Below are 22,201 nucleotides of genomic sequence, written 5' to 3'. Positions count from 1 at the left end.
ATGAGCGACCTCGTCTCCGCGACCGAACTGCACGACCTCCTCGCCGGTGAGGCGCCCGTCCGCGTGATCGACGTGCGCTGGCGTCTCGATCGACCGGAGGCCGGGCACGCCGACTACCTCACCGGTCACATCCCCGGCGCGGTGTTCGCGGCTCTGGACACGGAGCTGTCCACGCACGGCGAGCCGGACGCGGGGCGCCACCCACTGCCGTCGACCGCCACGCTCCAGGCGGCCGCGCGCCGGTGGGGCGTGCGCGAGGGCGACACGGTCGTGGCGTACGACGACACGAAGGGGCTCGCGGCGGCTCGCGCGTGGTGGCTGCTCCGGCAGGCCGGTGTTCGTGTGCGCGTGCTCGACGGCGGGCTCCGCGCCTGGACGGCCGCCGGGTACGGCACCGCGACCGACGACGTGATCCCGGAGCCGGGCGATGTGGTGCTCGACGAGATCGGCGACGACGCCCTCACGATCGACGAGGCCGCTGCGTTCCCGGAGTCGGGCGTGCTCCTCGACGTGCGCGCGCCCGAGCGCTACCGCGGCGAGACCGAGCCGCTCGACCCGGTGGCCGGACACATCCCCGGTGCCATCAACCTCCCGACCGGTCTGCATCTCGATGCGGACGGCCGGGTGCTCGACCGCGACACCGTGCTCGCCACGCTCGAAGGGGTCGGCGTCACCCGCGGCACCCCTGTTGCGGCGTACTGCGGCTCCGGCGTCACCGCGGCGCACACGGCGCTCGTGCTGCACGAGGTCGGCATCGACGCCCGGGTGTTCCCCGGCTCGTGGAGCCAGTGGTCGAACACCCCCGGTCGTCCGGTCGCGACGGGCGATCAGCCCGGCTGAACCTCCGCGTCCGCGGGCCCGTACCCCCAGCGCAGCTGGAGGGCGCCCGGGCCGAACGCGCGCCGCACCTGGTGCACGGAGGTGCCGCGGGTGAGCGGGACGGGCGAGACCGAGCGGCCGTCCGGGGTCTCCACGACCTCTTCGCACCAGTCGGGCACCGCGTCGGGGTGGAATCGCGTCCACACCAGCAGCTCCCGGCACTGGCGGCCCACCGCGTGCCCGGTGTCGCGCGACGGCGGCGACCCCGGCGGGTACTCCACCGACCACTCGACCATCGCCGTGTCGGGCGCCTCGAGCGGCACGTCCAGCTCGAACAGCGCGCCGTGCACCTCGCCGCCCGGGTGCGAGTAGTGGCGGGTGAAACGGCCGCCCGACACCGCCCGCAGGATGGGGGCAGGGGAGGGCAGCCCCGGCATGATCTCCAGGAACGGGATCGCATGGATGGTGCCGGTCGTGGACTGCACGATGCTCCTGGTGGAGCAGAAGGACACGTTGCCCCGCTCGTCGACGTCGGTGACCGAGTGCGTGGTCAGCTCGCGTGACGTGTCGGGGTACGGGCTGCCCATCGCCGTGTAGGCGTCGATCACGGCCTGCTCGATCTCGCGGTGGTCGATGGGGAAGCCGCTCACCCCGAGCGGTCCGGTGCGGTTGGGGCGGAGCAGACGGCTGAGCGCGGCGTCCTCCAGCCCGAGCAGGTCCTCGATGTCGGCCAGGGCCGCGAGCGACTGCGCGCCCTCCGGCCGGCGAGACCCGGAGCGCCAGTAGCTCAGCGTGGCCATCGACACCCGGTTGCCGCGTGCCTTGAGCTGGCGTTGCAGCCAGGAGAGCGTCACGGGTCTCGCGTTGATCGCGTCGCGCAGTGCCCTGGCGAAGGCGCTGCGCCCGGGTGGGCGCGGCACGCCACCGTTCGTGTACTCCATCACAACCCCCCGTCCGGTATGTGAAGAACACTTCCCTAGAGTGAGCATAAGACCGTGCGAGCACGCTTCAGGGGACCGAGCGAGCACGTGGGTCACTGGGCTCTGACGTGTGGGGGAGGTGCCCGACCCCGCGACCGTCCGGCCCGACGCAGTGACGCCCCCCGTGCTGCGTATGTCGTGAAGCCCGGCAATCGATCTGGGGAGATCCGCCGGGCTTCACGCGCATCCGCCCGGCGCTGGCGTCTCCCGCCCCCGCGTAGACTGGGGGGAAACCCCGGAGGACTCTGCATGTCTGCCCCTGCTCGCGCGTTCACCATGCGCCACGTGCAACTGCTGCGCGCACTGTTCGCGGCCGTCGCCGCCCTCATGATCACCTTCTCGTCGGATCACTCCGCCCCGGTGGGGCTGTCGGTGTTCAGCGGGTTCGTGCTGGTGACGGCGCTCGTGCACGTGCTGGCCGCCTGGCTGGTGCTGCCCGCGGGTTCGCGCTGGTCCTCCATCCTGCTCGCCGTGGTGAGCGCCCTCGCCGGCATGGCGAGCGGCGTCCCCGCCTGGCGCACGGACGACGTGTTCTTCGTGGTGGTGATCTCGTGGGCGGTGCTCAGCGGCGGGATCGAGCTGCTCGCGGGCATCCGGGCGCGTCGCGTGGGCGGGATGCTCGCCCGCGACGCGATCACGGTCGGCGCGCTGACGCTCCTGCTGGCGGTGGTGATGCTGCTGATCCCGGCCGGGTTCGTGCAGGAGTACACGATCGACGCGGCGGGCACGTTCGTGCTCTCCGGCATCATCCTGGGCGTGGGCATGTTCGGCGGTTACGCGGCGATCGTCGCCGTCTTCCTCGGCATTGCGGGACTGACCCCGAAGCGCGCCGACGCGCCGGAGGTCCCCCACGACGACCAGAGCGAGCCGGTCCAGCACGGAGGAGAGCGATGAGCGACGAGAAGCCCACCCGGCGGGACATCCTGCGTCCGCTCCACCTGCTCGGCATCGCGCTGGGCTGCGGCGTGTTCGCGATGGTGGTCACGCTGGTGTCGACCGGTGCCTTCACCCTGCGCGTGAACACGGCCATCGCGAACGGCACGTACGAAGGGCTCACGCCGCTGGCCCTGAGCCTGGTCGTGGGCGGCTCCGCGTTCATCGTGACCCTGCTGATCCTCGCGATGCTGATCCTCGCGGTCGACCCGGCCGATGTGACCAAGACCATCGACCGGCCGGTGCTGTACGACGCGGAGCCGGGCGAGAAGCCCGACAGCGACGACCAGGCCCCCGGGCGCTCCGGCACCGCGAAGTGACGACCCTCAGCCGCCCGTCCGTCGGAATACTCCGGCGGGCGGGCGGCTTGTGCCTGACGTGAGCACCCCCATCGATCGCGCCTCCGTCGGACTCCGCTCGGAACGCGGACCGGTGCTCGCGGCGCTGATGCTCTCGACGGGTCTCATCGCGATCGACGCCACGATCCTGGCCACCGCCGTGCCCAGCATCGTGCGCGACCTCGGCAGTTACCAGCAGTTCCCGTGGCTCTTCTCGGTGTACCTGCTCGCCCAGGCCGTGAGCGTGCCCATCTACTCGCGCTTCGCGGACACGGTCGGACGCAAGCCCATCATCCTGCTCGGCATCGCCCTGTTCCTGCTCGGCTCGGTCCTCTGCGGTCTCGCGTGGAGCATGCCGGCGCTCATCGCGTTCCGGGTGGTCCAGGGGCTCGGCGCCGGAGCCGTCGCCCCCATGTCGATGACGATCGTCGGCGACATCTACACGGTCGCCGAGCGCGCGAAGGTGCAGGGCTACATCGCCAGCGTGTGGGCGGTGTCGTCGGTGGTCGGACCGGCCCTCGGCGGCGTGTTCGCCCAGCTCGACGCGTGGCGCTGGATCTTCCTGATCAACATCCCCCTGTGCCTGCTCGCCGCGTGGGTGCTGCTGCGGCGGTACACGGAGCAGAAGCAGACGCAACGGCACCGCATCGACTACCTCGGGGCCGTGCTGCTGACGGTCGGCCTGACCGGGGTGATCCTCGGACTCCTCGAGGGCGGCAACGCCTGGGAGTGGCTGTCGGCGCCGAGCGTGCTGTGCTTCGGGGCGGGGATCGCGGCCCTGGTGCTGTTCGCGCTGGTGGAGCGGCGGGCACCGGAGCCGATCGTCGACCTGCGGCTCGTCTCGCGCCGGCTCATCCTCACCACGACCCTGGTCTCGCTCGGCGTGGGGGCGCTCATGATCGGCGTGACCAGCTTCGCGCCCACCTACCTGGAGGGCTCGCTCGGCATCGTGCCGCTGCTGTCGGGCCTCGCCGTGGCCGCGCTCACGCTCGGGTGGCCCATCGCTGCGGCCAACGTGGGGCGGTTGTACCTGCGCATCGGCTTCCGCCGCACCACGCTGATCGGCATGAGCATCGCCTCGGTCGCGGCGATCGTCCTGGCCTCGGTCGCGTCGTGGCCGAACCCGTACGTGCTCGCCGTGATCGCGTTCGTGTTGGGCTTCGGCCTGGGGTGGAGCGCGGCGCCGACCCTGATCGCCGCGCAGTCGTCGGTGGAGTGGGGTGAGCGCGGCGCCGTGACCGGCATGAACGCGTTCGCCCGCTCGGCAGGCAGCGCGGTCGGGGTGGCCGTGTTCGGGGCGATCTCGAACGCGATCATCTCCCAGGGGGCAGGGCCGGACGACCCCGGCACGATCGTGCACGCGTCGGTCGGGGTGTTCATCGCGGTCGCCGTGACCGCGCTGCTCACCCTGCTCGCGGCGTCGTTCATGCCGCGCGACCGCGTGGAGTCGTACTCCGGCTGACCGCGCGCGGGCTCAGCGGGCGAGGCGCTCGGCGATACCCGTGTAGGTCGCGGGGGTCAGGGCGAGCAGGCGCTGCTTGGCGGCGTCGCCGATCTCCAGACCCTCGACGAATGCCGCGAGCTCGGCCGCGCCGACGCGGTGCCCGCGCGTGAGCTCCTTGAGCAGCGCGTACGGGTCGGTGATGGTGGAGCGCCCGGCGACCACCTCGGCCCGGATGACCGTCTGGATCGCCTCGGCCAGCACCTCCCAGTTGCCGTCGAGGTCGGCGAGCAGCACGTCGCGCGAGAGCGAGATCGCGTTGAGTCCCCGGCGCAGGTTGTCGAGCGCGAGCAGCGAGTGCCCGAACGCGACACCGATGTTGCGCTGCGTGGTGGAGTCGGTGAGGTCGCGCTGCAGGCGGCTCGTGACGAGGGTCTGCCCGAGCGACGCGAACAGGGCGCCGGAGATCTCCAGGTTCGCCTCGGCGTTCTCGAAGCGGATCGGGTTGATCTTGTGTGGCATGGTCGACGAGCCCGTGGCACCGGCGACCGGGATCTGCGCGAAGTAGCCGAGCGAGATGTACGTCCAGATGTCGGTGGCGAGGTTGTGCAGGATGCCACCGGCGTGCCGCACGCGGTCGTAGAGCTCGACCTGCCAGTCGTGCGACTCGATCTGCGTCGTCAGGAGGTTGAAGCCGAGCCCCAGGCCCTCGATGTACTCGCGGGCGATGGTGGGCCAGTCGGCGTCGGGGTCGGCGGACAGGTGTGCCGACCAGGTGCCGGTCGCGCCGGAGAACTTCGCGAGGTAGTCGGTGCCGGCGATCTGCGCACGGACGCGCTCCAGCCGCCACGCGAACACCGCGAGCTCCTTGCCCATGGTCGAGGGCGTGGCGGGCTGGCCGTGCGTGCGGGACAGCATCGCGGCGTCGGCGTGCTCGACCGCCAGCTCGCGCAGCTTCGCGATCACGGTGTCGAGGGCCGGGAGCCAGACCTCCTCGACCGCGCGCTTGACGGTGAGGGCGTAGGAGGCGGAGTTGATGTCCTCGCTCGTGCAGGCGAAGTGCGTGAGCTCGGCGATCGCGTCGAGTCCGAGCGTCGAGAGACGGTCGCGCACCAGGTACTCCACGGCCTTCACGTCGTGCTGCGTGACGGCCTCCTTCTCGGCGAGCCAGTCGATCTCGGCCTGGCCGAAGTCGCGGTACAGCGCGCGCAGGCGCTCCTTGTCGGCGTCCGACAGCGGGCTCGTCTCGAAGAGCGAGCGGTCGGTGAGCGCGATCAGCCATTCCACCTCGACCTCGACGCGCGCGCGGTTGAGCCCGGCTTCGGAGAGGAAGTCGGCGAGTCCGGTGACGGCACCGCGGTAGCGACCGTCGAGGGGGCTCAGGGGCTGCGGCGGGAGCGAGGGCTGGAAAGTCAGGGGAGTCCTCCTGATCGGGCCCCTCAGAGTCGGGGCGTGCGGGGCGGGCGCAGAGCGGGTTCGAGCTGGCGGAACAGCCCCCGCGTGGCGGTCTCAATCATACCGAGCACCGAATCGAACATCTCGGCGCCCGCGTAGTAGGGGTCCGGCACGTCGGGGCTCGGCGCGTTCGGGTCGAACGAGAGCAGGAGCGTGACCTTGCCCTCCTCGTCTTCGTCGCGCGCCCACTCCCGCAGGATGCGCTCGTGCGTGCGGTCGAGCGCGACCACGAGGTCGTTCTCCGCGAACGACGCGAACGTGAACTGCTTGGCGCGGTGCTGCGAGCCGTCGTAGCCGCGGCGCGCGAGCGAGTCGATCGTGCGGTGGTCGGCGCGCTCGCCCAGGTGCCAGTCGCCCGTGCCCGCGCTGCGCGAGACGATCCGCGCACCGAGGCCCTGGCGTTCCGCGAGGTCGCGGAACACGACCTCGGCCATGGGGGAGCGGCAGATGTTGCCCGTGCAGACGAAGATCACGCGGAAGGGATCCTGGGCTGTCACGGTGACCATTCTGCCGGTCGGGGCGCCTCCTGCACAGCGGCGGCCTCGCGGGACCCGCCCTTCCTGCACGTCTGTGCATCCGCGCGATCTCTTCACGGGCGCTGCGAACCGGGTCGGGAGCCATGTCGGCACCGGCGCAGGGTGGAGCCATGACCGCGTTCACCGCCACCACCTTCGACACTCCACCGCACGTCTGGGCCCGCATCCGCGCCTCGAGCCATCTGGGCGATGCGCTGCACGCGCTGAACGACGCCGTCGGCACGCTGCGCGCGGTGGTCGACGACACGGCGTGGGAGTCCGCAGCGCTCCGGGCGCTGCACGAGTGGATCGAGCGGCAGCACCACGCCGCGTCTGCCGAGGTCGAACGGCTCCGCGGTGTGCGCGACCACTGCCTGGGAGGCGACCGGTGGGCGGGCTGAGCATCGACCACGGCGGAGTGATCGCCGTCGACACCGAGGAGCTGCGGGCCGTGGCTGCGCGGATCGCCGCGGCCGCGGGGGCGTGCGGACGAGCGGCGACGGCGGTCGAGCAGGCCCGAGTCGCGGTGTCGTCCGATCCCGAGGCCTTCGAGGGGGTGCCGCTCCCCGCGCTGCGCGCCGCGGCCCAGGTGCTGCACGAGGTCGCCGCCGAGCTCGCACACGCGGCGGACGGAGCGCGACGCACGGCCGACGTGTTCGAGATCGTGGAGCTGCGGGCGAAGGTCGAAGCGCTCGCTCACACGGATGCGGGCGCGGCCACGGCGGCGCAGGCTCGGCTCGACCGTCTCCTCGCCGCCGACCCGGCTCTCGGCCTCGTCGCGACCGCGCTCGTGCTGCAGTGGACCACCCGTCCGCTCCTCGGCCCCGGGGTGCTCCTCGGCGGGCTCGGGCCGTCGGTGGCTCCGGCGGCCGCGGTGACCCAGTTGCTCGGCTCGACCACCGGTTTCGCGAAGGTGCAGCCGGGGGAGCGCCTCCGGGGTCACGCCGATCCGGTGCGCGTGACGGCGGTCGCCCGGTCCGCGCCGCGGGCTCCTACCGACCTCACCGCGGCGCTGCGCCGCCTTCCGGAGAGCGGCGGCGCCCAGGTGGCCGTCGAGCGCTACACGATGAAGGACGGTGCGACCCGCTACGTGGCGTATCTCTCCGGCACGCGGTCGGTGTCGCTCGCCCCGACCGGGACGGAGCCGTGGGACATGCGCTCGAACGTGCAGCTGTACGCCGGTACCCGGTCGGCGTCGTACCAGGCGACCCTCGATGCGCTCGCCGCGTCGGGGGCGCAGCCCGGGGATCGTGTGGACGTCGTGGCGTACTCGCAGTCGGGCATGATCGCCGCGCACGTCGCGATGGAGAGCGACTTCGACGTGGAGCTGCAGATCACGGCGGGCAGTCCGTCGGAGCCGACGCTGGACGACGATCAGACGCTCGTGCAGCTGCGCCATGCCGACGATGTGGTCTCCCGGCTCGCGACGGGCGGCTCCGCCGAGGGTACGGGTTCGGCCGACAGCTTCACGGCCAGCAGGCTCGTCGAACCGCTGCCCGGCCCGGACGACCTGGGACTGGGGTCGCACGGGATCGAGGAGTACGAGGATACCGCCCGCCTGGTGGACGCGTCGTCTGACCCGCGCGCCGAGGCCCTCGGCCGGTACTGGACCGAACTGGGCGAGGCCACCGAGGTGGAGCGCACGGAGTACCGTGCCGAACGCGTCGGATGAACTGCTGCGTCCGCCACGGTGCGGCTAGGCGAACGCGAACGACTCCACGAGCGCGTACCCCTGGTCGTTCGACACCCGCACGGTGAAGTCCGTCTGCGGGGCGGGGTAGGGCAGGGCGCGCTCCTCGCCGGGCGCCAGCACCACGGTGTCCGTGGACTCGGGGCTGCCGTCGCTGCCCAGGTCGAACGCGATGGTCACGGTCATGGGCGCCGTCGAGTCGTTGCGCACGTGCACGGTCAGCACGCCGGAGCCGTCGTCCGGGTCGATCCGCGCGGTCAGTCCGAGCGGAGCGCAGTCGAGCTCCACGCGCTGCTGGAACCGGAGCCCCCCGTCGGTGCTCGCGCGGATCGTGTATCCGCCGTTGGGCACGAGTCCGAAGCCGAACGGGCGGGTCTCCCCCGGGGAGAGCAGGGGGCCGGGGCCCGCGTCCGGCTGAGCGCCGTCGGCGGTGAACTCGAGGTACGTCTGGAGGGGATCCGCGGTGTCGTTGCGCAGCATGAGGGTGATGCGGTCGGCGGACTCGCACGCGGTCGCGGTCCAGGCCGTCAGCTCCGGGGTCGCGCTCGCCGCGGCGACCGGAGCCGCGGCGACGGCCGCGACCACGGGAACACTCCAGGCTGCGGCGACCACGGCGCGCCGCGTCACGCCCGCCGCCGCACCTCGTCCCTGCCGCTCGCCGAGGGGCTGCGGCTCGAACGGCCCCACGTCAGTCGCGGCGCGAGCGCTTGCTCTGCGGACGCAGGATGGCGCCGAAGATCCCGTTGATGATCGAGATGATCAGGGCGGCCAGCACGCCCCACCAGAATGAGCCGACCGACAGTCCCCAGCCGAAGCTGCTCGTGATCCAGGCCGTCAGCCACAGCAGGAAGCCGTTGATCACGAAGCCGATGAGCCCGAGCGTGAGGATGTACAGCGGGAAGGCCACGACCTTCACGACCGTGCCGATGATGGTGTTCACCAGGGCGAAGATCGCGCCGACCGCGAGCAGCGTGAGCACGAGCTGCAGGGTCTCTCCCGGGGGGAAGGCGGTCACGGTCACCTGAAGGACCGGGATGAGGGTGACGACCCAGATGGCGAAGGCGTTGACGACGACGCGGATGATGAAGCGCATAGTCCGTTCAGTGTCCCACGGCGACCGCGAGCTGTCAGCCTAGACTCGACGCGTGACCGAGCCCATCCTGCCCCGCATCCGTCCCGCCATCGCCGCCCTCGCGCCGTATCGGCAGGGGAAGCAGGCGGGGCCCGAGGCCTTCAAGCTGTCCAGCAACGAGAACCCGTTCGAGCCGCTGCCCTCGGTCGTCGACGCGCTGCAGCGCACCACCCCGATCAACCGCTACCCGGACGCCACGGCCGGGCGGCTGCGGGAGCGTCTCGGTGCGCGCTACGGCGTGCGGCCCGACGAGGTGCACGTCGCCTCGGGGAGCGTGTCGATCCTGCACCAGCTGATCCTCGCGACCGCGTCGGCCGGCGACGAGGTGGTCTACGCGTGGCGGTCGTTCGAGGCGTACCCGAGCCTGCCGCTCGTGGCCGGGGCGACCGGCGTGCAGGTGCCGCTCACGGCCGATGCGCGGCACGACCTCGACGCGATGGCCGCGGCGGTGACCGACCGCACGCGCGCCATCATCCTGTGCACGCCCAACAACCCGACCGGCCCGATCATCACGGCGTCGGAGTTCGACCGCTTCATCGACCGCGTTCCGGCCGACGTGCTCGTGATCCTCGACGAGGCGTACGCCGAGTTCGTGACCGCACCCGACGCCGTCGACGGTCTCGCCGCCCGCGTGTTCGAGCGGCACCCGAACGTGGTCGTGCTGCGCACCTTCTCCAAGGCGTACGGCCTGGCCGGTCTCCGCGTGGGCTACGCGATCGGGCACGAGAAGGTGCTCGACGCGGCACGCACCACGGGTATCCCGCTGTCGGTCACGTCCGCCGCCGAGAGCGCCGCGATCGCCAGCCTCGACGCCGAGGACGAACTGCTCGAGCGCGTCGCGGTCATCGTGGAGCGCCGTGAGCGCCTGGTGGCCGGGCTCCGCGCGCTCGGCTGGGGCGTGCCCGACTCGCAGGCCAACTTCGTGTGGCTGCCCACCGGGGAGCGCACCGACGAGGTGGCCGCCGCTTTCGTGGCCGCCGACCTCATCGTGCGGCCTTTCTCGGGCGACGGGATCCGCATCTCGGTCGGCGAGGAGGAGTCGCTCGACCTCGTGCTGGAGGTCGCCGCAGCGCAGCGCTGACACCCCGGGATCCGCGGAATCTCGGGCTTCCGCGAAGATACGAGGGGGCCCTAGGTATGCGTGACCCGGAATGCCGGCACGGGTAGCGTGGGGCCCGTGAGCACCCCAGAGACCCCCCTCGTACGCGTGCTGGACGAGACCGGAAAGGTCGCGCCCACGGCGGAGGCCGAACAGTATCTGCCGCTCGTCGAGGCGATCCCCGACGCCGAGCTCGAGCAGTTCTACCGCGACATGGTGAGCATCCGGGCCATCGACACCCAGGCGACGAACCTGCAGCGCCAGGGGCAGCTCGCCCTCTGGCCCCCGAGCCGCGGCCAGGAGGCGGCGCAGGTCGGCTCCGGTCGCGCCGCCCGCGCGCAGGACACGATCTTCCCGTCGTACCGTGAGCACGCGGTCACGCGCATCCGCGGCGTCGACCCGCTCGACATCATCAAGCTGATGCGCGGTGTCTCGCACGGCGGCTGGGACCCCACCGACCCGAAGAACGGCAACACGCGGCTGTACACCCTGGTGCTGGGCTCGCAAGTGCTGCACGCGGCGGGCTACGCGATGGGGGTCGCGTTCGACGGACGCTCGGGCACCGGCGACCCCGAGCGGGACGAGGCCGTCATCGTCTACTACGGCGACGGAGCCTCCAGCCAGGGCGACGTGCACGAGGCCATGGTCTTCGCCGCGAGCTACCAGGCTCCGACGGTGTTCTTCCTGCAGAACAACCACTGGGCGATCTCGGTGCCCGTGACCACGCAGTCGCGCGTGCCGCTCGTGCAGCGCAGCGCCGGATACGGCATTCCCAGCGTGCGCGTCGACGGCAACGACGTGCTCGCCAGCTACGCGGTGTCCCGCGTGGCGCTCGACGAGGCACGCGCGGACGGCGGTCCGCGCGCGATTGAGGCCGTGACCTACCGGCTGGGTGCGCACACCACGAGCGACGACCCCACCAAGTACCGCGGCAACGACGAAGAGCTGATGTGGGAGGGACGCGATCCGATCGTGCGCATGCGCGCGTTCCTGGAGAATCGCGGCGCCTCAGCGCGGTTCTTCGACGAGGTCGACGCGGAGGCGGCCGACGCCGCGGAGGATCTGCGCGCGCGCACGGTGACCCTCGGCATGCCCGACCCCGACGAGATGTTCGACCACGTCTACAGCGACCCGCACCCGCTGATCGATCAGCAGAAGGCGTGGCGTGCGCAGTACGAGGCCTCGTTCGAAGGAGACGCCCGGTGACCCTGGAGACGATGCCGCTCGGCAAGGCGCTGAACGCGGGGCTGCGCAAGGCGATGGAGGACGACCCGAAGGTCCTCCTGATGGGCGAGGACATCGGGAAGCTCGGGGGTGTGTTCCGCATCACCGAGCACCTGCAGCGCGACTTCGGCGACCGGCGGGTGCTGGACACGCCGCTGGCGGAGTCGGGCATCGTCGGCACCGCGATCGGCCTGGCGATGGCCGGGTTCCGTCCGGTGGTCGAGATCCAGTTCGACGGGTTCGTGTTCCCGGCGTTCGACCAGATCACGACGCAGCTCGCGAAGCTCACCAACCGCCACGCGGGTTCGCTCAGCCTGCCGATCGTGATCCGCATCCCCTACGGCGGGCACATCGGCGCGGTCGAGCACCACCAGGAGAGCCCCGAGGCGTACTTCACGCATACCCCCGGTCTGCGCGTGGTGTCGCCGTCGACCGCGAACGACGCGTACTGGATGATCCAGGAGGCCATCGCGTCGAACGACCCGGTGGTCTTCCTCGAACCCAAGAGCCGGTATTGGCCCAAGGGGGAGGTCGAGCTCGACGCGTCGGCCGTGCCGCTGCACTCGTCCCGGGTGGTGCGCACCGGCAGCGACGTGACCCTCGTGGGCCACGGCGCGATGGTCACCACGCTGCTGCAGGCCGCGGCGCTCGCGGAGGCCGAGGGCACGAGCTGCGAGGTCGTCGACGTGCGGTCGCTGTCGCCGGTCGACTACGACCCCATCCTGGGCTCGGTGCGCAAGACCGGCCGCATGGTCTACGCGCAGGAGGCTCCCGGTCACACGAGCCTCGGCAGCGAGATCGCGGCGACCGTGATGGAGCGCGCGTTCTATGCGCTCGAGGCTCCCGTGCTGCGGGTGTCGGGTTACGACACGCCGTTCCCTGCCGCCAAGCTGGAGGGCGCGTACCTGCCGGATGCCGACCGCATCCTCGAGGCCGTCGACCGCTCCCTCGCCTACTGAATCCGGTCCACGAGAGGATCACGCATGAGCACGCAGAACTTCCCCCTTCCCGATGTCGGTGAGGGTCTGACCGAGGCGGAGATCGTCGCGTGGAAGGTGGCACCGGGCGACCGGGTCGCCATCAACGATGTGATCTGCGAGATCGAGACCGCGAAGTCGCTGGTCGAGCTGCCCTCTCCGCACGCGGGCGTCGTGGGTGAGCTGCTCGTCGACGAGGGAGCGACGGTCGAGGTCGGGACCCCCATCATCACGTTCGTGACGGACGCCCGCGATGACGCCGGTCCCGGCGCCGTCGTCACGGCCGAAGCACCCGCTCCCGAGGAGGGTGGCGGCTCGGTGCTGGTCGGCTACGGTTCGGGCGGCGGGGCGACGTCGCGCCGCAAGCGTCCGGCCGAGCGCCCCGTGCGGTCGTCGGTGGGCGTGATCGCGAAGCCGCCCATCCGCAAGCTCGCCCGCGACCTCGGCGTCGACCTCACCACGGTCACCCCGACGGGTGCGGACGGCGAGGTCACCCGGGACGACGTGGTGAAGCACGCCTCGCAGGCCAGCGTGTTCCGCAACATCGAGACGCCCGAGTGGGGGAGTGTGCGCGAGGAGACGGTGCCCGCTCCATCGGCGGCGCCGTCCGGGTTGGCGCGGGGCCTCACGGCCACCCGGCCCTCGGCGGCGGGCGACGACCGCACCGAATCGATCCCGGTGAAGGGCGTGCGCAAGGCCACGTCGTCGGCGATGGTGCAGAGTGCGTACTCGGCCCCGCACGTGACGGTGTGGAAGGAGGTCGACGCGACCCGCACGATGGAGCTCGTGAAGCGCCTCAAGGCGTCGCCGGACTATGCCGACATCAAGGTCTCGCCGCTGCTGCTCATGGCACGCGCGGTGATCTGGGCGGTGCGACGCACCCCGATGGTCAACGCCGCGTGGATCGATACGGAGGCCGGGGCCGAGATCGCCGTCCGTCACTACGTGAATCTGGGCATCGCGGCCGCCACGCCGCGCGGCCTGCTCGTGCCGAACATCAAGGACGCCCAGGACCTCAGCATGAAGGAGCTCGCCCGAGCCCTGAACCGGCTGACCCTGACGGCGCGGGAGGGCAAGACGCCTCCGGCCGACCAGCAGGGCGGGACCATCACCATCACGAACATCGGTGTGTTCGGGATGGATGCGGGAACGCCGATCATCAACCCGGGCGAGGCGGGCATCGTGGCGATGGGCACGATCAGTCAGAAGCCGTGGGTCGTCGACGGTGAGGTGCGTCCGCGCTGGGTGACCACGGTCGCCGGCTCGTTCGACCACCGTGTGATCGACGGCGACGGCATGAGCCGCTTCGTCGCCGACGTCGCCTCCGTCCTGGAGGAGCCCGCGCTCCTCGTGGACTGATGTGGTTCGTCGGCCTTGTCATCGAGATCTTTGCGGTGCTCGCGTTCGCTGGAGTGGCGGTCGCTTCGAAGAAGGTGAGCCAGGTCGATGCGTGGAAGTACAGTGCATCGAAGCACGCCGCCCGCAAGGAGTTGCGGGAGCACGTCATTGCCACGCATGCGACCTCACGTACTCGCCGGGGAGCGGTAACTGTGTTCAGAGACGCGTTCGTTATAGCCCACGTGGGACTTATCCCACTTGGCATCGCTCATGTGACGCGATGGGCAACTCCAGTACCGGACGACCCGCCCGTTGTTGTCCGTGCGGTGGTTCCTTAGTCTGTCCGATGTGCCTGCTGGCAGGATCGACGATCTGGACGCTAGGCCCATGTCTTCGGCGCGGGCTACACCGGATCACATAGTTTGACGCTCCCGGCCGAACGGGGTTCTCAGCGACTCCAGTGTTTGCCTGGCTCAGATATGACGAATCTGGATCAGGACAAAGGCTGACCCATAACTGATGTTGGAGCGCCTTCGGAAGGCGACGGGCTCCGGCGCCAGCGCGGAACTCGAGTACGAAGCACGCGAGCTCGCGGACGCGTCTGTCAGTGCCGTCGCTTCTGCGGACGGCAAGGGGCCCCCGCGCGAGACATGCGAGCCTCGAAACACTGTATGGCTGCCGCGCTCAGGGCGTGTCGATCCGAATGTCATCGCAATGACCAACGCCTGGGACCGACTAGAAGAAACCACCCTGGACATCGACGAATGCTCGGGTTCAGCGACAACCACTCACGCAACGTCGCCGCGGTCGTCGAGGCCCTGAGCGAACGGGGCGTGGTGACCACTGAGGTGAGGAGAATTGCTCTCCACTTGCATAACCTGCAGAAGGAGCATCTTGGTCTCGGATGTACTGACGCTCCCTTCGCGCGCAATAGCAGAGAACTTCGTGCACGCCGCGGGCAACCTCTTTGAGCTTCTCGATGAAGTCAGGCAGGGATTGAAGGCGGAGTTGTATCCCGACAGCCAGGCCCCCACGTGTAGGGCCGCATCAGCAGGCAGGGCACGCTGGCCGCTGCACCCATATCGTTATATCAATTCACTGTGAAACGTCTGAGTCCGCCGCTACGTTGAAGGTGCCCGACTGGGCTTTGGGGGTTTCACGGGGGCCGCGGTCCCGCGCCATTCGCGCGCGCCCCCGCGAGAACACAGCCATAGGAGAATCATGACCAACGTCCCGCCCCCGGCCCCCGACCCGCAGCCCGCACCAGTCGCCCCCACGCACGGCCAGGCCCGGCACGATGCGCCAGCATACGTACAGCCCGCACCAGGCGTTGCCTACCCGCCGGCCCCCGTCAATCAGCGCAACGTCCTGGCGCTGATTGCTCTGATTGTGTCGGCCGTCGGCTTCGTCTTCGCCTGCATCCCGGGCGCTCTCATCGTCGGTTGGGTGCTCCTTCCCATCGGTTTCATTTTGGGGATCGTGTCCCTGTTCCTGAAGGGCAAGGTGAAGTGGCAGGGTGTCACTGCCATCATCGTGTCCATCGTGGGTACCATCGTCGGCGTCATCGTCTTCACCGTCGTCGTCGCGACGGCCTTCACGGACGCATTCGGCGGATCCGATGTCCAGGTCGGTGCACCGACCACCGTCACGGAGGAGACGGGTGCCGCGGCGGCTGAGGAAGAGAAGCCGGCCGAGGCTGGCACTCGCGAGAACCCGCTTCCGCTGGGTGTCCCGTTCTCCTCCGACGAATGGACCGTCATCGTGAACTCCGTCACGCTTGGTGCGACGGATCAAATCGTGAACGAGAACATGTTCAACGAGGCGCCCGACGCGGGTACCGAGTACATCCTCATCAACTACACGGTCACGTTCATCGGCGACGACCCCGAAGGCGGGATGCCGACGTTTGTCGGTATGGAGTACGTCACCGCCGCGGGCGTGACGGTGAATCCGTTCGACAAGCTCGTCGTCGCCCCCGACGCCCTCGACACCATGTCCACCCTCTACACGGGTGCTTCCGCGACGGGCAACAACGCCATCCAGGTGCCCACCCCTGCTGACGGCGTCCTCGCCATCAACCCCGGCATGTTCGCCGACACCGTCTTCGTCACGATTAAATGACGCGCGAGCAGGGGAGGGCCGGGTCGCACATGCCGGCACTCCCGCCCCAGCTACCCCTGGACCTAAGGAGCAACGGTGGTGGATGAGTCTTCGGGAGCAGGACCCGACAAGCAGGTACCCAGTGACGATCCGGAAGCACAAGCCACTGAACGCGGCACGCTCTTGCGCCGCATTCGTTCCCGGATCCGTAAGCGCTCGATCCTTATCGGCGGAGTTATCGTCGTAGGAGTGGTCGCGCTCGGGCTCGTCGCGTTAATCATCGTCGACCAAGTCACCCGGGTGTCGGTCCCCGTCGTCGAACAGCAAAGCCTCGCGGACGCGACGGCGGCGCTTGATGGCGTCGCGCTCCGGAGCGTCTTCCACTCGGACTCTTCGTTCTGCGAAGACGACGACCGCGGGCCGACGTTCTGCGTGGTGACTTCTCAAATCCCAGCCGGTGACGAGCGTGTTCATGCGGACCAGGTCATAACACTTGAGGTGGTTCCTTCCGAAGTGTCGATCCCGGACATGGAAGGGATGACCTATGGCGATGCGGTCGACGCAGGCGCCGAAGTCGCACTCGAGGTGCTCCCGTCTGACATCTCCGACACCGTCGTCGACGGACACGAGGACTGGACGGTCCTCACCCAAGCCGAGCGCGGAACCTCGACCGCCGGATCAAACGTTAAGGTCACACTCGAGCGCCCCCGCGTCGACGCCCCCGCGGTTATCGGTACTAACCTGCAGGGAGCGATGGACACGCTCACGGCCGCCGGGTTCCTGGCGGTGGTGACCTCTGACCCTGGCGACCCGTACGACCCCTCCTGGGTCGTGACGGCGACCGAACCGGAGATCATTGACGGCAAGCTTCCCGTGGCCAGTACGGTCACACTGTCCTGGGGGGTGCAGATACCGAGCGTCGTCGGGATGCCGGACCTCGCCGCGACCACTAAACTCTCGAACGCCAAGCTGACCGTGACTGGCTCGAAGTCCAGCTCGCAGGCGGTTGCGGGTCAAGACCCTGCCGCGGGCACCGTCGTCGAACCAGGCAGCACTGTGACCATCACACTCGAGCCACCGTCCACCGTGTACGAAGTTATTTCGAACGGGAGTCGCGGCACAGTCACCTGGGTTCCGCCGAATAGCTTTAGTATCAGCCAGGCGGGTGACACCCCACTTCCGTGGCGGATGTCTTGGCCGACGGCCTCAGGGTACCGAAACTTCAACGCGCAGATCATGGACGGCGACAGCATCACCTGCAACATCTACGTCAATGGCCAACTCGTAAAGACGGCGACGTCAACCGGCCGCTACGCGGTCGTCAGTTGCGGCTAGTCTGAGGCGCTGCTCTGATCGGCGAATGGTCTTCAGTTGCGGCGCCGGACGACGTTACCGCGTCGATCCCCGATTCTACTGTCCTGTTCGAGCTAGCTGAGCTGATGTTATCGGCGAGGCCGGTTGATTCTCACGTGAGGGGAGTGCCCGGCTCTTCTCCGAGAGCGTCGCTGGCCGGTTCGTGTTCGGCGGCTTCGTTGAGCCGCAGGGGCTGAGGGGCGCTTACTGACGAGGCAGAGGATGATGCGATCTCCGCCTGGGCAGCCATCGCGGCGCAGATCGTGACCCTGAGTCTCATCCCGGTAGTGATTCCGGATACCTAAGCGGTGGACTCCAGTGCCCCGAAGCGAGCAGGCGTCGCATCGGATCACTTAGTTTGACGATCCCGCCGACATGGTATTCCTGACGAGCTCAGTTTGCGCCTGGCGCAAATGCGACGGATCTGGATCAGGATTAGGGCCGACTCATAACTGAGTCAGGCCTCGGGTCTCCCGCCGGCGGGAGCGCTTTGCGCAGGAGCGCGGTGAGGAGGCCCTGCTCCTCGTCGGACAGTCGCGCGAGCGCCTCCCGTGCGAACGAGAAGGCACGCCCGAAGTCGCGGTCGAGAGCGTCGCCCTTCGGGGTGCGGGCCACCATCCGGACGCGCTTGTCCTCGGCGGCGGCCTCTCGGTAGGTGAGGCCCGCGCCGTCGAGGCGACGGACGATCTGCGTGATGTTCGATGCGTCGCACTCGAGCTCGACCGCGAGCCCGCCCATCGACCGGGATCGGGAGAGCCGCCCGAGGACGCAAGCCTGGGCAGCGCTGAGTCCGACGGATTCGGCGGCGCGGTCGAACGCCTGCTCGTACGCGTTCACCAGGTCGAGGAGAACCTCTTCTGCCTCCGTGGTCGCGGTCGCGACGCGGTGGGTGACTGCCATGCCCCGATCCTAAACGCTTGAGGTGATCAATCAATCGCGAAGCTCGGGAGCCTCCGCGGGCAGCAGTGGGCGCATGAAGGTGCGCTCGTAGCGGAGGACGCAGCCGCTCTCGTCGCGGATCCGGTCTGCGGCGATGAACTCCGGATCGACGCCGAAGCGCTCGCGGTAGACCTCGTAGGCTGCGAGCGAGGGGAACGTGAACAGCGCCAGCGCCTCGTCGCTCTTCCCCTCCGACGGCAGGAAGTACCCGTGGTGGATGCCGCCGTGGCGAGTCACGAGATCCATCCACGCGCGGGCGAACCTCTCGAATGCCTCGATGCGGGCGGGGTCGACCGTGTACGTCACGACGCAGGTGATCACGGACACACCTTACGGCCGACCCGCGACCGCCGGCGGGAGGAGCCCGTGGTCGCGGATGATCAGCGCCAGTTTGCCGACGTAGTGATCGCGGAGCGCGCGGTGGGCATCCCGCACCTGCGACAGCGGGAATCGCCGGGCGACGTGGGGCGTGAACGACCCCGACTCGATGACGGCGTTGAGGCGGTCGAGCGCGGCTCGCGAGCGGTCGCCGTCGAACGAGAGGATCGGCACGGCAGGCGCGGTGACGGGCAGCGGATGGACCCCGTGCGGCCACGCCACCCGCCCCGACGGCGCGAGGGCCTGCAGGGCGCGCTCCGCCATGGGGCCGCCCGCCGTGACCAGGGCGCCGTCGATGCCGTCCGGGGCGAACTCCTTCGCCGCGACCAGCACGTCCTCCGCGCGACCGTCGACGACCGCGTCGGCACCCTGCTCGCGCGAGAGGGCGACACCATCCGCGCCGGACGACGCCGCGAGCACACGCAGGCCACGCTGGCGTGCCAGCTGCACCGCCATGTGCCCCATGCCGCCGCTGGCGCCGAACACCAGGAGCGTCTGTCCGCGGTCGAGGTCGAGTGCATCGAGGCCGCTCTGCGCGGTGAGGGCGTCCCACGCCACCACGCCCGCCTGCTCGAGGGATAGACGCGCGGGTACGTGCGCGACGTGCTCTTCGTCGACGACGCCGTACTCTGCGTAGAAGCCCCCGCGCGGCACCGGGGTGGATGCCGCATAGACCCGATCGCCGACCGCGAAGCGCGTGACCTCGCTGCCGACCGCCGCCACGGTCCCCGCCGCGTCCCACCCGAGCACGTAGGGAAAGCGCGACGGGATGCCGAAGACTCCGTCGTAATCGCCGCGGCGCTCGAGCGCGTCCCACGAGGCCACGGCGGCGACGTGCACACGGAGGAGCACGTCGCTCGGGCCCATCTCGGGGACGGCGATCTCGCGCGACCGGAGTTCGTCCTCGTCTCCGAACTGGTCGAGCACGATCGCGTTCATGCGCGGGGGAACGGTCGGCGATGCGGGCATGGGTGCTCCTTTACTTGAGTGACTCAACTACATCACAAGTGCTTTAGCCGATCAAGCACTAACGCCGACCCTTCGTGCGGGTCCGCCTGCCGGTGGATGTGCGTGCCCGCAGGCCCTCCCTACGGTGGAAGCACAGCGCACGACCACACGGCAGGGGATGATCGATGCAGCGCAGCGAGGGGTTCGCAGACCCGGCGACGGAGCTGGCGACGCTCGCCGGCTCGGCTGAGGCTTCCGTCGCGGCAGCCCTCCGCGGGAGCTCCGGGGAGTGGACGCAGGTGGCCTATCCGGTGGAGGCGACACGCGCGCGCTTCGAGATCGGCTCGGTGAGCAAGGCGCTCACGGGCTCCCTGTTCGGCGTGCTCCTCGCCGCCGGCGACGTGGACGCGGAGCAGCCGATCGACGACGCGCGCGGTGAGCCCCTTCCGTGGCGAGGGGCCGCGCCCACGCTGCTCGACCTGGCGACCCATCGCTCCGGACTGCCGAACACGCCGCGGCGGCTCGCGCGACGCGAACTCGCCACCGCGCTGGGGTTCAGCGTCAAGGACCCGTGGCGCGGTGTGGACGACGACCACTACCGCGAGCTGCTGTCGGCCAGCGCCGGACGCGCGCGTCGAGACGGCCGCTTCCGCTACTCCAGCATGGGCGTCGGGCTCCTGGGCGACGCACTCGCCGCCGTGACCGGGGTGCCGTTCGCGGAGCTGATGCGCGAGCGGCTCCTCGATCCGCTCGGCATGACCAGGACCGGACTCGATCGGCCGACCGCGGGTCCGGATGTGGTGGAGCGGCCCACGAACGGCAAGGGCGTCGGGCTGCCCTACCTGAAGGACGCGATGCCGGCCGCGGGCATGTACGCCTCCACGCTCGACGACCTGCAGCGGCTGGCGGACGCGTTGCTCGGCCCGGCGCCCGCGGAGGTCGCCGAGGGACTGCGCCTGGCCGTCACCCCGCACCACCGCCTCAAGGACGACCTGCAGCTCGGGCTCTGCTGGTTCCTGGTGGGCTCGGGTCCGGCGCCCGTGATCGAGCACACCGGGGGCACCTGGGGGTCGCAGGCTCAGTTCACGGTGCAGCCGGGCACCGGCCGGGCGGTCGTCGCGCTCACGGCCACCCCTCGCCGCATCGACTCCTTTGCCGCCCGCTACCTGGCCGCCGAGGCGTCGGCGGTCGAGTCGCGCGCGGACGAGACCGCCGAGGCGCACACTCCCGAGCCGCCGGAGGCGACGGCGGCGTCGCCCCGCACCCCGTGACCTGGGCGGTCGCGCTCTAGGCGGTCGTGCGCAGGCGCCGGGCCGCGAGCAGCGGCACGGCGTGCTCCCGGGCGGCGCGGCGGGCGGTCGCGACGGCGCCCACCGACACGACCTCTGCACCGAGCGACGACGCGAGGATCTCGGGCGCCGGCAGGTGCAGTTCCGCGGGGAGGATGCGGCGGGCGGCGGCGAGCACCGGCTCCACGCTCTCGGCCACCGCGCCGCACACGATCACGCGGGCGGGGTCGTACATGCTGCCGAGCACGCCGACCACACGGGCGACCGTGGCGCCCACCCGCTCGGCGACCCGCAGCGCGTCGGGGTCGCCGGAGGCGGCGAGGGTGAGCACGAGCCGTGGCTCCACGGGGCCGTCCGCCACGAGCCGTCCGAGGGAGCCGTCGGTCGCGGCCTCTCCCGACTCGACGGCGGCGCGTGCCTGGTCCTGCAGGGCATAGCGGAGCCCGAACGCCGAGCCGACGCCGACGATGTGGTCGAACACCACGCCCTCGCCCACGCCGCCGTGGGCCCCGTGCAGCACGTGCCCGTCGACGACGACTCCGCCGCCGAAGCGTTCGCTGGCGAGCAGGGCCACGTAGTCGCGGCAGTCCTGCGCGGCGCCGAGCGTGCCCTCGGCGATCGCGGCGAGCTGGGCGTCGTTCTTCACCTCGACCACGGGTGCCCAGTCGTGCAGGGCCGCGGCGAGGCCGGGGTTGGTGCGCTCCCAGAAACCCTGGGGGTGCGGCGGGGAGATGCCGTCGCGGTCGACCGGGGCGGCGACGCCGACGCACACCGCGAGCACGTGGTCCGCGTCGACCCCGGCCTCGCTGCGGGCGGCCTGCATCCGCTCGACGATCGTGGCCCGGCGGGCCTCGGCGCTCTGGGTCGGGTCGAGCTCGGTGCGGTGATGCACGAGCGTGCGGTCGAGCGGGTCGGCGACCGTGACCGCGAGGTGGGTGTCGCCCGCGTCGACGCCGATCACCACGCCGAGGTCGGGGGAGAGGGCGAACCGTCGGGCGGGGCGTCCGGCGCGGTAGTCGCCCGTGGCCCTGGCGTTGGGCAGCTCGCGCAGCACCTCGGCGCCCACGAGGGTGTCGATCGCGTCGATCGCGGTCGAGCGGGTGAGGGAGGTGCCGGCCATGGCCTCGGTGGCGGTGAACTCGCTGGCGGTCCAGGCGAAGTCGAGGACGGCGCCGACGCTCGCGCGCCCGGTGCCCAATCCCGCCGAGACCTCCGCCACTCCCCTTGACCTTTCTGTCGCCCAGATGAGACAG

The 22,201-nt window shown here is 70.5% G+C and carries 22 protein-coding genes; 13 read left to right on the top strand and 9 right to left on the bottom strand.

The genetic code is table 11. The features are described from left to right. Positions 1 to 840: a sulfurtransferase gene (locus tag KZC56_RS04430; protein WP_136036390.1), complete on the top strand. Its 840-nt coding sequence runs from the start codon at positions 1 to 3 to the stop codon at positions 838 to 840. On the opposite strand, the gene KZC56_RS04425 is transcribed toward KZC56_RS04430, so the two are convergent. Further along, on the bottom strand, positions 828 to 1,760 hold the full coding sequence (locus KZC56_RS04425; RefSeq protein WP_136036389.1) for a hypothetical protein: 933 nt from the start codon (positions 1,758 to 1,760) through the stop codon (positions 828 to 830). The genes KZC56_RS04430 and KZC56_RS04425 overlap by 13 nt on opposite strands. Before the next feature lie 288 nt (positions 1,761 to 2,048). On the opposite strand from KZC56_RS04425, the gene KZC56_RS04420 reads away from it, so the two are divergent. The 3 genes from KZC56_RS04420 (at position 2,049) to KZC56_RS04410 (ending at position 4,532) form a co-directional block, all read left to right on the top strand. Further along, positions 2,049 to 2,693 (top strand): acyl-CoA synthetase, encoded by a 645-nt coding sequence (locus KZC56_RS04420; protein WP_136036388.1) that lies wholly within the window; start codon positions 2,049 to 2,051, stop codon positions 2,691 to 2,693. After that, positions 2,690 to 3,052 carry a hypothetical protein gene (locus tag KZC56_RS04415; RefSeq protein ID WP_136032030.1) on the top strand — a complete coding sequence of 121 codons (363 nt, stop codon included), beginning with the start codon at positions 2,690 to 2,692 and terminating at the stop codon, positions 3,050 to 3,052. Before KZC56_RS04420 ends, KZC56_RS04415 begins: the two co-directional genes overlap by 4 nt. A 127-nt stretch (positions 3,053 to 3,179) precedes the next feature. After that, positions 3,180 to 4,532 (top strand): MFS transporter, encoded by a 1,353-nt coding sequence (locus tag KZC56_RS04410; protein ID WP_281733308.1) that lies wholly within the window; start codon positions 3,180 to 3,182, stop codon positions 4,530 to 4,532. A gap of 12 nt (positions 4,533 to 4,544) precedes the next feature. Here the strand turns inward: KZC56_RS04410 and purB are convergent, their stop codons facing one another. Continuing rightward, the gene (gene purB, locus KZC56_RS04405; RefSeq protein ID WP_136032033.1) at positions 4,545 to 5,927 is read right to left on the bottom strand and encodes an adenylosuccinate lyase; all 1,383 of its coding nucleotides are present in this window, start codon (positions 5,925 to 5,927) and stop codon (positions 4,545 to 4,547) included. A 23-nt stretch (positions 5,928 to 5,950) separates the two neighbouring features. After that, positions 5,951 to 6,472 (bottom strand): low molecular weight protein-tyrosine-phosphatase, encoded by a 522-nt coding sequence (locus KZC56_RS04400; protein ID WP_205812681.1) that lies wholly within the window; start codon positions 6,470 to 6,472, stop codon positions 5,951 to 5,953. A gap of 140 nt (positions 6,473 to 6,612) precedes the next feature. Here KZC56_RS04400 and KZC56_RS04395 point away from each other — a divergent pair, with 140 nt between their 5' ends. Next, complete coding sequence (locus KZC56_RS04395; protein ID WP_247637962.1) at positions 6,613 to 6,882, top strand: hypothetical protein; 270 nt, start codon at positions 6,613 to 6,615, stop codon at positions 6,880 to 6,882. Beyond that, entirely contained in the window at positions 6,870 to 8,153 is a 1,284-nt protein-coding gene (locus KZC56_RS04390; RefSeq protein WP_247637961.1) for a hypothetical protein, read from the top strand. The genes KZC56_RS04395 and KZC56_RS04390 overlap by 13 nt, the downstream gene beginning before the upstream one ends. A 24-nt stretch (positions 8,154 to 8,177) precedes the next feature. Here the strand turns inward: KZC56_RS04390 and KZC56_RS04385 are convergent, their stop codons facing one another. Then, positions 8,178 to 8,858 carry a hypothetical protein gene (locus KZC56_RS04385; protein ID WP_247637960.1) on the bottom strand — a complete coding sequence of 227 codons (681 nt, stop codon included), beginning with the start codon at positions 8,856 to 8,858 and terminating at the stop codon, positions 8,178 to 8,180. 1 nt (position 8,859) lies between these two features. After that, positions 8,860 to 9,264, bottom strand: a complete 405-nt coding sequence (locus tag KZC56_RS04380) for a phage holin family protein (protein WP_136032042.1) — start codon at positions 9,262 to 9,264, stop codon at positions 8,860 to 8,862. Positions 9,265 to 9,316: 52 nt separating this feature from the next. Between KZC56_RS04380 and KZC56_RS04375 the strand changes: the two genes are divergently transcribed. The 6 genes from KZC56_RS04375 to KZC56_RS17780 all read left to right on the top strand — a co-directional run bounded on the left by KZC56_RS04375 (position 9,317) and on the right by KZC56_RS17780 (position 17,376). After that, complete coding sequence (locus tag KZC56_RS04375) at positions 9,317 to 10,384, top strand: histidinol-phosphate transaminase (RefSeq protein ID WP_247637959.1); 1,068 nt, start codon at positions 9,317 to 9,319, stop codon at positions 10,382 to 10,384. Positions 10,385 to 10,480: 96 nt separating this feature from the next. Next, complete coding sequence (locus KZC56_RS04370; RefSeq protein WP_247637958.1) at positions 10,481 to 11,608, top strand: thiamine pyrophosphate-dependent dehydrogenase E1 component subunit alpha; 1,128 nt, start codon at positions 10,481 to 10,483, stop codon at positions 11,606 to 11,608. Positions 11,609 to 11,619: 11 nt separating this feature from the next. Next, positions 11,620 to 12,585: an alpha-ketoacid dehydrogenase subunit beta gene (locus KZC56_RS04365; RefSeq protein WP_247638856.1), complete on the top strand. Its 966-nt coding sequence runs from the start codon at positions 11,620 to 11,622 to the stop codon at positions 12,583 to 12,585. Between the two features lie 24 nt (positions 12,586 to 12,609). Continuing rightward, entirely contained in the window at positions 12,610 to 13,962 is a 1,353-nt protein-coding gene (locus KZC56_RS04360) for a dihydrolipoamide acetyltransferase family protein (protein WP_136032052.1), read from the top strand. Positions 13,963 to 15,162: 1,200 nt separating this feature from the next. Next, entirely contained in the window at positions 15,163 to 16,062 is a 900-nt protein-coding gene (locus KZC56_RS04355; RefSeq protein WP_247637957.1) for a hypothetical protein, read from the top strand. 75 nt (positions 16,063 to 16,137) lie between these two features. Beyond that, the gene (locus KZC56_RS17780) at positions 16,138 to 17,376 is read left to right on the top strand and encodes a PASTA domain-containing protein (RefSeq protein WP_247637956.1); all 1,239 of its coding nucleotides are present in this window, start codon (positions 16,138 to 16,140) and stop codon (positions 17,374 to 17,376) included. A gap of 453 nt (positions 17,377 to 17,829) precedes the next feature. Here KZC56_RS17780 and KZC56_RS04345 read toward each other — a convergent pair whose 3' ends face one another. The 3 genes from KZC56_RS04345 to KZC56_RS04335 are packed head-to-tail and all read right to left on the bottom strand — an operon-like array spanning position 17,830 to position 19,680. Further along, positions 17,830 to 18,294 carry a MarR family winged helix-turn-helix transcriptional regulator gene (locus KZC56_RS04345; RefSeq protein WP_247637955.1) on the bottom strand — a complete coding sequence of 155 codons (465 nt, stop codon included), beginning with the start codon at positions 18,292 to 18,294 and terminating at the stop codon, positions 17,830 to 17,832. Between the two features lie 30 nt (positions 18,295 to 18,324). Beyond that, positions 18,325 to 18,654, bottom strand: a complete 330-nt coding sequence (locus KZC56_RS04340) for an NIPSNAP family protein (protein ID WP_247637954.1) — start codon at positions 18,652 to 18,654, stop codon at positions 18,325 to 18,327. Positions 18,655 to 18,663: 9 nt separating this feature from the next. Next, positions 18,664 to 19,680: a quinone oxidoreductase family protein gene (locus KZC56_RS04335; protein WP_247637953.1), complete on the bottom strand. Its 1,017-nt coding sequence runs from the start codon at positions 19,678 to 19,680 to the stop codon at positions 18,664 to 18,666. Positions 19,681 to 19,844: 164 nt separating this feature from the next. On the opposite strand from KZC56_RS04335, the gene KZC56_RS04330 reads away from it, so the two are divergent. Continuing rightward, complete coding sequence (locus KZC56_RS04330) at positions 19,845 to 20,930, top strand: serine hydrolase domain-containing protein (RefSeq protein ID WP_247637952.1); 1,086 nt, start codon at positions 19,845 to 19,847, stop codon at positions 20,928 to 20,930. 16 nt (positions 20,931 to 20,946) lie between these two features. Here the strand turns inward: KZC56_RS04330 and KZC56_RS04325 are convergent, their stop codons facing one another. Continuing rightward, complete coding sequence (locus tag KZC56_RS04325; protein WP_247637951.1) at positions 20,947 to 22,167, bottom strand: ROK family protein; 1,221 nt, start codon at positions 22,165 to 22,167, stop codon at positions 20,947 to 20,949. Positions 22,168 to 22,201: the final 34 nt, after the last annotated feature.

The sequence above is a fragment of the Microbacterium sufflavum genome, from assembly GCF_023091155.1.
GTDB classification, from domain to species: domain Bacteria; phylum Actinomycetota; class Actinomycetes; order Actinomycetales; family Microbacteriaceae; genus Microbacterium; species Microbacterium sufflavum.
Note: the sequence above shows the minus strand (reverse complement) of the source record. Positions and strands in the feature narration are given on the sequence as shown.

What these genes read in the sequence shown, in the direction of transcription:
- KZC56_RS04430 (WP_136036390.1), top strand. Translation starts at nt 1, where the DNA reads ATGAGCGACCTCGTCTCCGCGACCGAACTGCACGACCTCCTCGCCGGT.
- KZC56_RS04425 (WP_136036389.1), bottom strand. Translation starts at nt 1,760, where the DNA reads ATGGAGTACACGAACGGTGGCGTGCCGCGCCCACCCGGGCGCAGCGCC.
- KZC56_RS04420 (WP_136036388.1), top strand. Translation starts at nt 2,049, where the DNA reads ATGTCTGCCCCTGCTCGCGCGTTCACCATGCGCCACGTGCAACTGCTG.
- KZC56_RS04415 (WP_136032030.1), top strand. Translation starts at nt 2,690, where the DNA reads ATGAGCGACGAGAAGCCCACCCGGCGGGACATCCTGCGTCCGCTCCAC.
- KZC56_RS04410 (WP_281733308.1), top strand. Translation starts at nt 3,180, where the DNA reads ATGCTCTCGACGGGTCTCATCGCGATCGACGCCACGATCCTGGCCACC.
- KZC56_RS04400 (WP_205812681.1), bottom strand. Translation starts at nt 6,472, where the DNA reads ATGGTCACCGTGACAGCCCAGGATCCCTTCCGCGTGATCTTCGTCTGC.
- KZC56_RS04395 (WP_247637962.1), top strand. Translation starts at nt 6,613, where the DNA reads ATGACCGCGTTCACCGCCACCACCTTCGACACTCCACCGCACGTCTGG.
- KZC56_RS04380 (WP_136032042.1), bottom strand. Translation starts at nt 9,264, where the DNA reads ATGCGCTTCATCATCCGCGTCGTCGTCAACGCCTTCGCCATCTGGGTC.
- KZC56_RS04365 (WP_247638856.1), top strand. Translation starts at nt 11,620, where the DNA reads ATGCCGCTCGGCAAGGCGCTGAACGCGGGGCTGCGCAAGGCGATGGAG.
- KZC56_RS04360 (WP_136032052.1), top strand. Translation starts at nt 12,610, where the DNA reads ATGAGCACGCAGAACTTCCCCCTTCCCGATGTCGGTGAGGGTCTGACC.
- KZC56_RS04355 (WP_247637957.1), top strand. Translation starts at nt 15,163, where the DNA reads ATGACCAACGTCCCGCCCCCGGCCCCCGACCCGCAGCCCGCACCAGTC.
- KZC56_RS04345 (WP_247637955.1), bottom strand. Translation starts at nt 18,294, where the DNA reads ATGGCAGTCACCCACCGCGTCGCGACCGCGACCACGGAGGCAGAAGAG.
- KZC56_RS04335 (WP_247637953.1), bottom strand. Translation starts at nt 19,680, where the DNA reads ATGCCCGCATCGCCGACCGTTCCCCCGCGCATGAACGCGATCGTGCTC.
- KZC56_RS04330 (WP_247637952.1), top strand. Translation starts at nt 19,845, where the DNA reads ATGCAGCGCAGCGAGGGGTTCGCAGACCCGGCGACGGAGCTGGCGACG.